Origin of the sequence: Aureitalea sp. L0-47, assembly GCF_026126405.1 — a bacterium.
Classification (GTDB): Bacteria; Bacteroidota; Bacteroidia; order Flavobacteriales; family Flavobacteriaceae; genus Pukyongia.
This window is the reverse complement of record NZ_JAFMTQ010000026.1, coordinates 1-14,510: the sequence shown is the minus strand read 5'-3', so window position 1 is coordinate 14,510 and position 14,510 is coordinate 1. Positions and strand designations below refer to the sequence as shown.

At 43.1% G+C, this 14,510-nt stretch carries 11 protein-coding genes; 9 read left to right on the top strand and 2 right to left on the bottom strand.

Annotated features, from left to right (window positions below; translation table 11 throughout):
* The first annotated feature begins 520 nt into the window (after positions 1–520).
* The 5 genes from J1N09_RS15195 (at position 521) to J1N09_RS15175 (ending at position 6,799) form a co-directional block, all read left to right on the top strand.
* Positions 521–1,333, top strand: a complete 813-nt coding sequence (locus J1N09_RS15195) for a hypothetical protein (protein WP_265201137.1) — start codon at positions 521–523, stop codon at positions 1,331–1,333.
* A 22-nt stretch (positions 1,334–1,355) separates the two neighbouring features.
* Positions 1,356–2,132, top strand: coding sequence for an Mbeg1-like protein (locus tag J1N09_RS15190; RefSeq protein ID WP_265201136.1), 777 nt, complete (start codon positions 1,356–1,358; stop codon positions 2,130–2,132).
* Positions 2,133–2,198: 66 nt separating this feature from the next.
* Positions 2,199–2,804 carry a hypothetical protein gene (locus J1N09_RS15185; protein ID WP_265201135.1) on the top strand — a complete coding sequence of 202 codons (606 nt, stop codon included), beginning with the start codon at positions 2,199–2,201 and terminating at the stop codon, positions 2,802–2,804.
* Between the two features lie 353 nt (positions 2,805–3,157).
* The gene (locus tag J1N09_RS15180; protein WP_265201134.1) at positions 3,158–4,417 is read left to right on the top strand and encodes a serine hydrolase domain-containing protein; all 1,260 of its coding nucleotides are present in this window, start codon (positions 3,158–3,160) and stop codon (positions 4,415–4,417) included.
* A 486-nt stretch (positions 4,418–4,903) separates the two neighbouring features.
* On the top strand, positions 4,904–6,799 hold the full coding sequence (locus J1N09_RS15175; protein WP_265201133.1) for a peptidase M61: 1,896 nt from the start codon (positions 4,904–4,906) through the stop codon (positions 6,797–6,799).
* A 108-nt stretch (positions 6,800–6,907) separates the two neighbouring features.
* Here J1N09_RS15175 and J1N09_RS15170 read toward each other — a convergent pair whose 3' ends face one another.
* On the bottom strand, positions 6,908–7,336 hold the full coding sequence (locus tag J1N09_RS15170) for a phage tail protein (RefSeq protein WP_414826857.1): 429 nt from the start codon (positions 7,334–7,336) through the stop codon (positions 6,908–6,910).
* A gap of 126 nt (positions 7,337–7,462) precedes the next feature.
* Here J1N09_RS15170 and J1N09_RS15165 point away from each other — a divergent pair, with 126 nt between their 5' ends.
* From J1N09_RS15165 to J1N09_RS15150, 4 genes are all read left to right on the top strand, one after another.
* Entirely contained in the window at positions 7,463–8,323 is an 861-nt protein-coding gene (locus tag J1N09_RS15165; RefSeq protein WP_265201132.1) for a tetratricopeptide repeat protein, read from the top strand.
* 330 nt (positions 8,324–8,653) lie between these two features.
* The gene (locus J1N09_RS15160) at positions 8,654–9,967 is read left to right on the top strand and encodes a M16 family metallopeptidase (protein WP_265201131.1); all 1,314 of its coding nucleotides are present in this window, start codon (positions 8,654–8,656) and stop codon (positions 9,965–9,967) included.
* A 4-nt stretch (positions 9,968–9,971) separates the two neighbouring features.
* Positions 9,972–11,351, top strand: a complete 1,380-nt coding sequence (locus J1N09_RS15155) for a M16 family metallopeptidase (RefSeq protein ID WP_265201130.1) — start codon at positions 9,972–9,974, stop codon at positions 11,349–11,351.
* Between the two features lie 33 nt (positions 11,352–11,384).
* On the top strand, positions 11,385–11,819 hold the full coding sequence (locus J1N09_RS15150) for a hypothetical protein (RefSeq protein WP_265201129.1): 435 nt from the start codon (positions 11,385–11,387) through the stop codon (positions 11,817–11,819).
* 250 nt (positions 11,820–12,069) lie between these two features.
* Here the strand turns inward: J1N09_RS15150 and dnaK are convergent, their stop codons facing one another.
* Entirely contained in the window at positions 12,070–13,977 is a 1,908-nt protein-coding gene (gene dnaK / locus J1N09_RS15145; RefSeq protein WP_265201128.1) for a molecular chaperone DnaK, read from the bottom strand.
* Between the last annotated feature and the right edge of the window lie 533 nt (positions 13,978–14,510).

Genomic DNA, 14,510 nt, shown 5'->3' with positions numbered 1-14,510 from the left:
ATCGAAAAACTTTAAATTACAAGCATCAATTCTCAAATAACTCCCAATGACCAAATCTCAATATTTTGATCGTTAGATTTTGGAACTTATTTGTTATTTGGATATTGCTTTTTGATTATTCCCCTCTACTCACTATTCACTACTCACTTCTAACACCGAACACCGGACACCCGACAACCAACACCGGACAAATTGTTTATTCGTTTATGCGTTGATTTGTTTAGTCTCTGCTTCCGACTTCGGACTTCGGACTTTCAACACCTTCCGAAGCAAACGAAGTTTGCGCAGGGAGACCGACTTTCAACCCAAACACCCGTCACCCGTCACCCGTCATCGGACACCGGACACCAGACAAGTTATTCGTTGATTCGTTGATGCGTTGATTTGTCTATAAAAGATTTCTAACATCTAACTACTCACATCTAACTACTAAATTTTCCTTATATTTAAAAACGAATTCTCCCCCCTCACTCTTCACGAAGAAATGGGTGGGGAATTTTATTTGACTAAAACTAACGCTATGAAAAGATTTCTCCCTCTATTAGGGCTCTCCATTCTATTATCTGGATGTTATTCGGCAAGAAATACCGCAAAAATTAGAACCGGCGTCAATGCGGCATATATTGCGCCAAAAGGATTTAATAAAACTGAATACACCGGAGGAGAAAATTCCGAAGAGAAAAAATACACAACCAATCTATCCAGCGGAGCTTATTTCTTCGATGCAAGTATGCGCATGGGTGTATCCAACGTTATTGAGAAGATCGACGATGAAGCTCAATATCAGGTTAGATATCTGGCCGAAGAACAACCCGACGTCGCCAGAGAGATCGCTAGAACGTTGAATGCATCCGCCGAAGCGAGTAAAAATGAGAAGGATCCACAAGCACTCAAAGCAAAAGCCGAGTTAATTACGTCCCTAACTAGCAGCGTCCAAAAGCTCACCAATAAGTCATCAAGTCTAAATTTGTCCAGAAGTATTTTGTACAGATTTAATGAGAACGTTTATAACGGCGCTGATAATGATCAATTGGAACTTTTCGGCCAAGCCGCAGATAGTTTGATCAAACTTCAGGAAAAGGAACTATATACAGAGATTGAAAATTTAGCAAGAAAAAAAGAAGTCTTAAATGAGCTGAACACTCTAGTTGCTCAAATGAAAGAGCTAGGCTTCAGCAAAGATCGAATAGATCAGATCATCAGTACCGTTCTCGATGAGGGTGATGAAGAAAAGGAAAGTATTTTGTTGTCAGAATCAGATGATACCAACAAAGTTAATGAAGAAAAGGAAGAGCAGACTGGCAATGAATCCGATGATCAGGAAAACGAATAGTGATAACCTTTAAACTCATCACATGAAAAAATACTTGATACTTATCGTATTCGCGACCCTGGTTTTGGGTTGCGGATCATCGAGAATAAAACTAACTGGATGTAATCATTACACCGGCTGGTGCAATGAGATCCGGGAAATATCTTCCAAGTCCTGGATGTATGCGCAACTTTCGAAGAATGTCTACAATGATCAATTTCAATTTAAAGTATCAGATTATTTCGAACAACTCCAGGAATTCCCTAACGAGGATATCGACTTCTATGCAGTATTGTTTAAGGAAAGATCCAATAATGGCCTGGTCCTGGTATTCAGAGGGACTGATTCCTTCAAAGACTTCAAAACTGGTAATAATCCATTCAAGCAAAGTCAGAATAAATACGCCATCAAAATATTCGACCAGATAAGGAAGCAATATGGTAGGGAACCTGTAACTGTAGCCGGACATTCTCTGGGTGGCGGTATTTCTATTCATGTCTCTTTAAACCGTGAAAATGTCACCGCCTACTCCTTCAATGGAAGTCCAGTCTTCAGAAATAAAAATGATGTAGAGAACAAACGATTCAGCATAGTGGAGAATGGTGAGATATTAAAAATCGTAAGAGCCCTGGGTCGTGAAGCGGACCAGCTCTACACCTCTATCGGCTGTAGCAAAGGTAATGCTGTCAAGCAACATGATATGCAGCGATTGGCTACCTGTCTAACACAAATAGGTGGAATTGAAGACCCTGTTGCCAGGGAGTCATTGAAACTGAATGATATTGATTTCGAATACGATCCTCGGAAATACGGATTATAGCTCAATATGTGCAATGGTATTTCAAGAGTAGTAACTAAAAATTGTCTATAGTCTACAGTTCAAAAAATGGGTAATTCTAAACTAAAACTTTCAATTGAAATTCTAACTATCGTTATCGCGGCAGGGGCGCTTGTCTATTCGGTTATAGAGCACCAGCAGACCGTCAAATTACAAAAGGCACAAACAGAACGGGCGATACAACTCGAATTAGAAAAAGAAAAGCCGTATTTACAAATTGTTTTCAGAAAAATAGATTCGGAAAAGGAGAAAGGCCTTGTTCTTACTAATGTGGGGCCGGGGCCTGCAAGGATTACCTCTTTCAGATATTTCCTTGATGAGTTTGCTTTTCAGAATGATTCAAGCCTTACTAGTTGGCTCAATGATAAAAGCAAGCTTACTTTTTCCAAAGATACCTTGCTAATCGAAGAAATAAATTTTTTGGACAATGGCTATGTAGTAGCTCCGGGACGCAACAACGAATTGTACTTTCTGAAACAGATCGCGCCTAAATTTTACAACACCCAGGCTCAAAAGGACATGGATAATCTTATCATCGAAATCGAGTATAAAAGTCTGAATCCGTTTGACAAAGCCACATATTTTCTAAGATATTGCGAGAAATTCAAAACGAATAACATACGTGATAAAGAATTACCTAACATTTACGAATAGAACATCCTATTAATCTATTATCCGTACAACTGAATGAATCATTTTTAATATCTTTTAAAAAGTATTCTCCCCCTTTTAGTACGTTTGTATATTAGATCGTTAGTATTTTAGTAGAATAGCATTCACCTACTAAAAATCTAAGATACTAGTGCGTTAGCACTACGGAAACCCGCAAAAGATTTTCCCTCCCCTTGCCTATTTTAGGCACGGTGGAGAATAGTAATAAATAATGAAAACCCTTTTGGTCGTTAAAAACTAAAGGATGTTAATAACTACCAATAAGTGGGGTTAACATCACATTTTTTAGAACGAACTCAAGAAGTAACTTTATACAACCGTTAGGTGCAATTAACGTGAAGAAATTTAATGTAAAAGTGAAAACCTTAAAATTAACTAAACGGAGAAAAATTGTATTAGTTATTGTTCTTCTACTGGTCATTTTATTGGGATATTCCTTAAGGCCTAAAATCGCTGCTCCTCCAGAAACCGTAAACACTATTGCTCAACTTGATACTTATCTTAAAGAACTTGTTAATTCGGGTTCACCGCAAGGACTTTCAATGCTTATTGTTAAAAATGACAGCATAGTTTACAATAAAGGCTTTGGGTGGGCAGATGCTCCGCTAAAAATAAAAGCCACACCAGAGACTGTCTATCATTGGTGGTCCATTACAAAAATCCCAACGGCTATGGCCATTCTCCAACTTCAGGAACAAGGGAAACTTCAGTTAGATGACGCCGTTTCGAAGTATCTGCCATTCTTTGAAGTAAAATATCCATCAGATGAAAGCAGCACCATAACGATAAGGCATTTGCTTAATCATAGTTCAGGAATACCTGATGCCAGCGGTATGAAATTGGCGAAATGGATACATCACGATACAGAGCCAGCCTTAGATCAGACAGCCTTAGTAGAACAGAAGTTTTCGGATTTCTCAACATTGCAGTTTGAACCTGGTGAAGACACTGCATATACAAATATCGGTTATATGCTTCTCGGTGCTATTATTGAGAAAGTAAGTGAGCAAAGCTATAGGGACTACATTAGGCAAAACATACTTGAACCGCTTGAGATGAAGCAAACAGACTTTATTTACACAACCGACATGGAAGCTGTTGAAGCTGCTGGGTCACATCCCACTTTTACTTTCATGGCTCCGATGTTTCGTTTAATGATAGGCTCATATATTCGTGAAACTTCGAATAATAGTTTATGGCTGGAACGTGTTTACACAGACCAGGAGCCTCCATCGGGATTAATAGGATCTTCAATGGATGCATCACGACTGGTCAGAGCGTATTTGAATAAGGGTACACTTGATGGTAATCGTATCCTTTCAGAAGAATCCATCGAACTAATGACCAATAATAGCCATGTTGCACAAGCGAATGACGATGGTACGTATTTCTTTAGGCGAGGGATTGGTTGGCACGTATTTAAAGAAAAGAGTGGATATAAACTCGAGCATACAGGAGGCGGACCTGGTTTTTATACCATTATGCAAATTTATCCTAGTGATAACTTGGGGTTAGTCATGTTTTGTAACGATATGACGCTCGAAAAATATGGTTGGAAAATTTTGCAATTGGGCGCTAATTTGAATTGGGAATGAATAGTAAAACGAGTTTATTATCTGTTTTTTCGGAATTACTGAAGCAACAAAAGCACCTAACAATGTATAAAAATAATAGCGGCTTAAGTGCTAAAGCAAAAGTGAAATTTATGAATTAAACGACAGTAACAAAATGGAAAGTAAGTGCATAAAAATCCGCTACTATTCTTATACCAGACCGTTATAACCATTCCCCTTTTAACTCCCAAACATTTCTTAAAAATCCTAAGTCGTTGATTCGTTGATGCGTTTATTTATTTGATCCGTCCTTTCGAGTTCAGACTTCTGGCACCGGACACCCGACAACATACACCTGACAAATTGTTTATGCGTTTATGCGTTGATTTGTTTAGTCTGTGCTTCCGACTTCTGACTTCGGACTTCCATCAATACAATTATAAACTATTCTTAAAATTCTCCTCTACTCGTAACATATTCCTATCCTTGCAGTCTTATTGAAAATAAGATTCAATCAAAACACGAATTATGAGACTTAAATTTTTGGCTGTTGCAGCCCTGGCACTGCTTATCGCAGTTCCCTCCTACGCCGGGACCATCCCAACTACTCCCGTTAACGACCCTACTTCAATCATTATCACCATTAACCTTTCCGCTACGGATAACGACCGCGTGCCGGTGACCGTAAACCCAGGCAAATTTCAGAAAGACGATGTTACCTACCGCCTGCCAAAAGTAGTACAGGGTACCTACTCGGTTTCGGATTTCGGGAAGTACGTGGAAGACTTTAAAGCCATAGACTATTCCGGCAACGAACTGGAATTCACAAAGACCGATACCAACACCTGGGTGATCCCCAACGGTACCCAGCTGGACTATATCACCTACTACGTGAACGATACCTTCGACATTGAGGCTGTCGGCGGCATAGGCGGTGAAACGCCCTTCTCCCCTGCCGGGACAAACATCGAAGAAGACAATTACATGCTCAACCTTCACGGTTTCGTTGGTTACTTCGATTCACTAAAGAACAGCGCCTACTCCCTGGATGTGACCGCTCCTGCGGATTTTGTCCGTACCTCCGCCCTTGAAATGGTGGAAGAAAAAGAGAACAAGGAATTCAACACCGTGACCACCAAGTACTACGCGCCTCGTTATTTTGACGTGACAGACAACCCAATGATGTACGGCAAGCTTTCCGTAGAGGAATTCGACCTCAGCGGGATCAACGTGGTACTAAGCGTGTACTCGCCTAACGGACTTCATTCTTCGGAAAGCCTTAAAGAGACCATGCTCACCATGATGCAGGCGCAAAAGAACTACCTGGGCGACCTGGACAGTACACCTCGCTACGACATTTACTTATACCTTTCCGAAGGCACCCCCGAATCACCAAAAGGATTCGGAGCCCTGGAACACCACAAATCAACCGTGGTGGTAATGCCTGAAGCCATGCCGGCCGGGGCCCTGGCTGAAAGCCTGATCGATACGGTTTCCCACGAATTCTTTCATATCGTGAGTCCGCTATCCATCCACTCGGAAGACGTGCACTACTTCGATTATAACGAACCCACCTTTTCCAAGCACCTGTGGCTTTATGAAGGCGTTACCGAATACTTCGCCACTCACTTCCAGGTGTACGAAGGATTGGTTTCCCAAGAAGAATTCTACGGCGACATCATGAGCAAGATCCAGACCTCCATGATGCTGGACGACACCATGAGTTTCACCGAAATGAGTGAGAATGTACTGGCACAGCCCTATGCCGACCAGTACTACAACGTATATATGAAAGGAGCGCTTATCGGGATGTGTATCGATATCCTCATGCGTGAGGAAAGCGACGGTCAGCGAAGCATCCTTTCCCTAATGAAAGAACTATCGAACAAATACGGTAAGAACCAGCCGTTCGAGGACGACAAGCTCTTCGACGAGATCACGGCTCTCACCTACCCGTCCATTCGTGAGTTCCTGGATACCCACGTAGCCGGAACCACACCAATTGACTACGGTACTTTCTTTGCAAAGGTGGGACTCGAATTCACTACACAACAGGTAGAGGCCAATTACATCCTGCTGAACGGAGCACCTATCGTAGAATTTAACCCTGTCACTGCGCAGGTAACCTTCAACGATGCGGCCCTAATGAACAGCTTCTGGGCAGAGCAGGGAGTGCAGTCCGGAGACATTATTAAAGATGTAAACGGGACCGAGGTTACCTTGGAAACGGCCCAGCAGATCTTCCAGGGAGTCTACACCTGGACGCCCGGGCTTGAAATAAGCCTGAAACTGGAGCGTGAGGGCGAAGAGGTTCTCATCGAAACCACCACCACCCAGGGTTATACCGAAGGCAAAAGCCTTCAGCCTGTGGAGAATGCCACTGAAGAGCAGATCGCTTTGAGGAAGGCCTGGTTGAAAGGATAGAATAGGTCACTTCGGCTCCGCTCGGTGACCTTAAATGAAATAAAAAAACCTCGCAATAGCGAGGTTTTTTTATTCGACTCACGTCTAACTATTGACGACTCACGGGCATCAATTCCTCGAAGGATACACCCCTTGCAGGCAAATGATATAATTCAGTCCCAGTGACGGTTGGGTTCGCTTTGGGGATGTAGTGCTAAGAGTTGTTTCACCAGCACTGTTGGGAACCAATGCACCTCCTGACCTTTGTCCTAATCGTACGTCATCCAAACCAGGGCCTTGTCGAGGTCCCATAGCAGTCCGTCCTCTTAAATCGGGCAGAGCAAAAGTAGTCCTGCCATCCCCTCCATAGGTTGTTCCAAGGATGGAGAATAATGCTGTATTTTGTGAAATCGATAATAATTGTCCGTCACAGAACGCCCATCCACGTGGGGCGAAATTTCCGGCAAAGAGTTTTACTTCCCCTATAAAGCCTTCCTGTGCCTGCGAACCTATAGAGATCAGCAAAACAAATAATGTGATAAAGATCGTTTTTTTCATAATTGTTGAATTTAATTGGGTTGATGATGATAAAGCTACGAAAAAGAGCTTCATATCGGGCACATCCGAATTTGGAATTTTTTTGAAAAATTAGTATTTATGTTTTACAAATTACAATTCCATCTTATGTTACGAAATCAGATTACCTCCCTACTACTACTCTTTTCATTTATTATTGTTAATGCACAAGAAACCAGCACTATTCAAGAAGATCCAAGGATAGCCAAAATGAGAGGCAAGGTTGAATGGAATATAAAGGAGAACGGCTATTTTTCTACAAGGTACATCTATTCGAAATCAGAGATTAACGACTTGGTGATGGTAGCAGAAAGTGATATTAACTGGGCGCTCGATAGAAAACTCGGGTTGTCCATCTATTATCTTACCAATAAACACAGGGATCAGGCCCTTGGCGCAAAATGGTTAAAAAGACAGGCTGATTATGGAAATAGTGCGGAAGCGATGTTCTACTGGGCCAAGGAAAACAGCCATATTGAAAAGAGTTATGACACTTATAATTATATGACCTTCGACGCACTTGGAGTTCCGGAAAACAAGGAGGTCTGCATCTCTTATATGAAGAAAGCTGTTAAACTCAGGCCATCGTATAATTCGCATTTGTATTTTACCTTTGATCACTATAAGATGTACCGTGAAGCTATTTCAGTACTGAAGGAAATCGTCCTTCTGGAAAATGACGCTTACCACGCCTATTGGCTTTCTGTGTATTATCGTGAAGGAAGAGGTACAGACAAAGATCTGAACAAGGCCAATACTATGCTTCGAAAGGCAGCAGACGGAAATTATACCCCGGCCCAGGTCCAATATGGAAAAATGCTGTTCGAAGGCAAAGAGGGACTTACAGCAGATCCTAACAGAGCTAAAGAATATCTCAACACCGCTTGTAGTGACGGGGATTGTGGTGCCTGTGATTATCTCGAACGCAAAGGAATCACTCCAAAAAAGAAAGGAAGTGGTTGCAACTAATCGGGTCGTGGAATTGAATATGAAGATATAGTCAGGCCCCTGCAGTTACCAGGAATCAATCTATACGGATCATTCCCGGGAATTTGGAAAACGTAATCAATTACGGAGTTTCAATAGGTTATCCGATCGAAATAAATGATTCATGGGATGCGCTTTTAAATGCTAATGCTTCCAGGAAATCTTCCCATAGTGATGTGGCATGTACAGTCATAGACACAGAAAATACAAACTGGTATTGTCGCATTCAGAATTAACAATAGTGCCCATTTTTTGAGGGAAGAATTAATTACCTTTAGCACTCTTCAAAAAATTGCTTAAAACAATTCAAGTATGAAAAAATTACTATTGCTGTTCTGCCTTTCGCTCAGTGCCATTTCCTATGGCCAGTTGAAAGCAGACGACGTGAAGTCATTCACTCTCGACAACGGGATGAAATTCCTCGTGGTCGAGGATTTCTCCATCCCCAATGCCAATATGTACCTGTTCTACAAAGTAGGAAGTCGGAATGAAGGACAGGGCACTACGGGAATTTCCCACTTCTTCGAACACATGATGTTCAACGGTGCTAAAAAATACGGCCCGAAAGAATTCGATAAGGTCATGGAATTCAACGGTGGAGCCAACAATGCCTACACCACCCAGGATGTTACCGTCTATACCAATTGGTTCCCGGCTTCTTCGGCCGAAGTGATGTTCGACCTTGAAGGCGATCGTATCTCAAGTCTGAGCATCGACCCCAAAATGGTAGAAAGTGAGCGTGGCGTGGTGATCAGTGAGCGCAGTACGGGCCTTGAGAATTCGCCCTGGCGAAATATCATCCAGTCGGTTAACGCCACAGCCTTCCAGGAGCACCCCTACCACTGGCCGGTGATCGGTTACCTGGACGATATGAAGAACTGGAAGCAGGAAGACCTGGAACATTATTTCAAAACCTATTACGCACCTAATAATTGTGTGGTTGTAATATCCGGGGCCATGAAATTCGACGAAGTAAAACAACTAGCTGAAAAATACCTTGGAAGTATTCCCGCCCAGGAAGCGCCGCCGAAGATCCACATCAAAGAGCCTAAGCAAACCGGGGAGCGACGCGTTACGGTCCAGAAAGATGTGGCGACGCCTTATTTGGTAATAGGATATCACACTCCCGAAGCAAAACACAAGGATTACTACGCATTGAGCATTCTGAGTTCTGTGCTTTCCAGCGGACAATCATCCAGGTTGTATTCTTCCCTTGTGGATGAGAAACAACTGGCTACGATGGTTTTTGCCTCTCATGCTGAAAGCTTCGACCCTAACCTCTTTAATTTCTATGCAGCAGCCAGTGCGGATGCATCAGTAGGTGAAATAGAGAAAGCTATCTATGAAGAATTAGACAAGATCAAAAAAGACGGTATTACGGAAAGGGAACTTCAGAAGATAAAAAACCAGAAGTTAATGGAATTCTACGGACAGATAGAGACCATCAATGGTAAATCCAACAACCTGGGCACCTACGAACTCTTCTTTGGTGACTACAAGAAAATGTTCGAAGCACCTAAAAACTACAACAAGGTGACCGTTGAGGATGTTAAAAGAGTTGCCAATACCTATTTCAGGAAAAGTAATCGCACCGTGGGTGTTTTAAAGTCAAACGTAGATGATTAAGAGTATGAAAAATTTAAATAGAACTTTCCTCGTATTTGCTTTGGTCATACTTTCCTTCGGAAGTGTAACGGCTCAAAACTACACCCTGCCCGATTATGACCGCTTTCAGCTAAAAAATGGCTTGACCATTTACCTCATGGAGCAGCACGATGTTCCTTTGATCAGCGTTTCAGCCATATTACCAGCCGGAGCCATTTACGACGGTGAACAATCCGGACTCGCACAACTTACGGCCTCTGCCTTAAAGCACGGTACCGAGAATTATGATAAGTCCAAGATCGATGAAACCCTGGACTTTATTGGTGCCAGTGTGAATGCGTATGCTTCCAAGGAGTATGCAGCACTATCTTCCAGGTTTGCCGCCAAGGACACAGAAACAGTAATGGATATAGTCAAGGAGTTACTGAGAAAGCCGGTTTTTAATGCTGAAGAGTTCGAAAAGGAGAAAAAACGAGTTCTTACCCAGTTGGAAAGAAATAAGGAAAGTCCCAGATCGGTGATCGGGGATTACTTCGACAAGCAACTGTTCGGAGATCATGTGTATGCCAATTCACTATCCGGCACTATCACCTCCGTTGAGAAACTAACCGTGACCGACTTAAAGGCTTTTTACACCTCGCATTACCAACCAAACAATATGGCCATTAGCGTGGTGGGCGACTTCAAAACAGCGGAGATGAAACGAATGTTGACCTCCCTTTTCTCCGATTGGAAGAAAGGTAATTCGGAACCGAAGAATCTTGCTTCGCAAGCCATTTCAGCACCTTCCGAGGGAACTGTGCTTTTGGTGAATAAAGACGATGCCAGGGAAACTACCTATTATATAGGAGGTCCCGGTGTTCCGAGAAACAATAAGGATATTGTGGCTTTACGTGTCATCAACACCTTATTTGGTGGCCGCTTCACTTCTATGCTGAACGAGGAGCTACGAACCAACTCCGGACTCACTTATGGCGCCAGGAGCCGCTTTGTGAATTATAAGAACGGTGGATCCTTCTACGTGAGCACCTTTACGGCAAAAGAAACCACAGAGGAAGCGCTGGACCTTACGATGGAGGTGATCCAACGGTTGCACGAAAAGGGAATCGATCAGGATATGCTCACTTCTGCTAAGAATTACGTAAAGGGGCAGTTCCCGCCACGTTACGAAACCTCGGGACAGCTATCCAATCTGCTGACCGAGATGTTCTGGTACGATTTCGATGAGAGTTTTATCAATGATTTCGAAAGCGCCGTGGACGGACTCACCCTGGAAAAGGCGAACCAGATAATCGCTACCTATTTTCCAAAGGACAATTTCCAGATCGTGATGGTAGGGAAAGCTTCAGAAATAAAAACCTTAGCAGAGAAATACGGGCCGGTTACACAAACCGATATAAAGTAGTACATTTAATTTCACTAACTAATCATAAGATGTATGAAATCTATTAAATTTCTGGCATTGATCTGCCTATTGTTTACAGTTACTATATGTTGTAAATCCGATGATGAAGGGAATGAAGAAGTAGTCGTATGTGAAATGTGGTTCGAAGGAGATCCATGTGTTGCAATGATCAACAAATTTCTTGGGAATTATTCGGGAGGTGCCGGTTTCTGTGGTACAAATTATAATTATATAGTAAGAGCAACTCCCAACGAAGTGAACGGTATTACTATTCGAGTGGAAAACCCGGATGGTACAGGAGTTGAATATACGGCCTTGTTAACCAGTTCAACTGAGTTTGATATTCCAGTACAGGGAGGCAGTGTCATGCTTTCTGGTTTTGGTAATTTGAACGGTGACGACCTGTACTTTTTTATAGAGTCACCTACAGTAAACTTCGACTGCGAGCATAATGCCACACGAACATAGGTAAGCATCAATTATTGAAGGCTAGAAGATAAATCACATTAATTAGAAAAATAAAACCCCGCTCCTCACCCACTGAAACTTCAGTGAAAGTGGGAAGCAGGGCTTCTATCGTTATTCTAGGGTCTAGGCTCTAGAATCTTATTCTAAGATGCTTCGACTTCGCTCAGCATAAGCGATTCACATCGTTTTGCGGACTCTGAGTATTCGCCATCAGGCGGATGTATCGAAGAGTGCAAAACGAGTTCTCTGCTTATTTCACTTCTTCGAAGTCTACGTCTTCAACATCAGCTCCTTCGTCACCACCGGTACTTCCGGCATCACCGGCATCTCCTGTTGGAGCACCTTGCTGCTCTTCGGCTTGTGCCTTGTAAAGCTCTTCGGAAGCTGTCTTCCAGGCCTCGTTGATCTTGTCAAGTGCAGGCTGAATGGTATCTACATCCTTGGTCTCGTAAGCTTTTTTCAGCTCTTCCAAAGCATCTTCGATAGGCTTCTTCTTGTCGTCGCTTAGCTTGTCGCCAAACTCCTTCAGTTGCTTCTCTGTCTGGAAGATCATGCCATCCGCCTCGTTGATCTTATCGGCCATCTCCTTGGCAGCCTTATCGGCCTCGGCATTTGCTTCAGCTTCTGCTTTCATCTTTTCGATCTCTTCATCGGTAAGACCAGAACTGGCCTCGATTCGGATATCCTGAGATTTGCCGGTCGCTTTATCAGCAGCCGTTACCTTGATGATACCATTGGCATCGATATCGAAGGTCACCTCAATTTGTGGTACCCCTCTTGGCGCAGGTGGAATTCCATCCAGATGGAAACGTCCGATGGTCTTGTTATGAGTAGCCATTGGCCTTTCTCCCTGAAGTACGTGGATCTCCACACTTGGCTGATTGTCGGCCGCAGTACTGAAGATCTGACTCTTCTTTGTAGGAATGGTCGTGTTGGCGTCGATAAGCTTGGTCATTACGCTACCCATGGTTTCGATACCAAGGGAAAGTGGAGTAACGTCAAGCAGAAGTACGTCCTTCACATCTCCGGTAAGTACGCCACCCTGGATCGCAGCACCAATGGCCACAACCTCATCCGGGTTCACACCTTTGCTCGGTGACTTTCCGAAGAAACTCTCTACCGCCTCCTGCACTGCAGGAATACGAGTAGAACCTCCTACGAGGATAATTTCATCTATATCGCTCTTGCTTAGTCCGGCGGCTTTAAGAGCTGCCTCACATGGAGCGATGGTTCTTTTTACCAGGTCGTCGATCAGCTGTTCGAACTTCGCACGGCTTAATGTTTTCACAAGGTGCTTAGGTCCGCTGCTGGTCGCAGTAACGTATGGTAGGTTGATCTCTGTCTGTGAAGACGAAGACAACTCAATTTTAGCTTTTTCCGCAGCTTCTTTCAATCTCTGAAGTGCCATAGGATCCTTTCTAAGGTCCATGCTTTCTTCCTTCTCGAACTCGTCTGCCAGCCAGTTGATGATCTTCTGGTCTACGTCGTCCCCTCCAAGGTGGGTATCCCCATCCGTAGAAAGTACTTCGAATACCCCGTCACCCAATTCCAGGATGGACACGTCATGCGTACCACCACCGAAGTCGAATACCACGATCTTCTGGTCTGTGTGCTTCTTGTCAAGTCCGTAGGCAAGCGCAGCAGCTGTAGGCTCGTTAATGATTCGCTCTACTTTGAGTCCGGCAATTTCTCCGGCTTCTTTAGTAGCTTGTCTCTGACTGTCATTAAAGTAAGCAGGAACGGTGATCACTGCACGGGATACGTCTGTGCCCAGGTAATCTTCGGCGGTTTTCTTCATCTTCTGAAGGATCATCGCACTAAGTTCTTGCGGAGTGTATAGTCGGCCGTCAATGTCAACACGAGGGGTATCGTTGTCCCCTTTCACCACTTTGTAAGCGGCGCGTTCGGCTTCTTTTTGCGACTCCGAATATTTATTCCCCATGAAACGCTTTATGGAAGCGATGGTTTTGGTAGGGTTGGTCACTGCCTGTCTTTTGGCAGGATCCCCTACTTTAATTTCACCATCCTCCACGAATGCGATCACGGAAGGAGTTGTTCTTTTTCCTTCGGCATTAGGGATCACGGTAGGTTCGCTACCTTCCATCACTGAAACACAGGAGTTAGTGGTCCCCAAGTCGATTCCAATTATTTTGCTCATAGCGTTGTAGTATAAATTATAGTGTTATTTCAAATTCCAAATCGCTAAACATATGTCAATCATTATGCCATGGCGCTGGTTATGACATGCTGTCAGTAATGTGTCATTCAGAGTGCAGCCTTGAGCTGATACACTGAGCGCAGTCGAAGTGGGAGTCTAAGGGTGTAGCGAAGAATCTCATCAGAAAAAATACAAATCCCAATATTCAAATCTCAAATAAATCTCAATTCACAAAAGCCAATAATTTGATCATTAAGTTTTGGAGCTTATTTGATATTTGGAGGTTGCTATTTGAAACTTCAATCACCCTGAAACGTTGATGCGTTGAGTTGTTTAGTTGTTGAGTTGTACTTTAGACTTCCGACTTTAGACCCTGGTATATTAGTATCGCTTCGCTCCTGGTACCTTAGAATGTTGGAAAAAGACATCGGACACCCGACATCGGACAACTAAAAGTTGATGAGTTTAAAAGTTTAGGTGTTTAAAAAGTACTGCTAACACTTTGATCATGCCAAGGTATCACTTCCGACAAT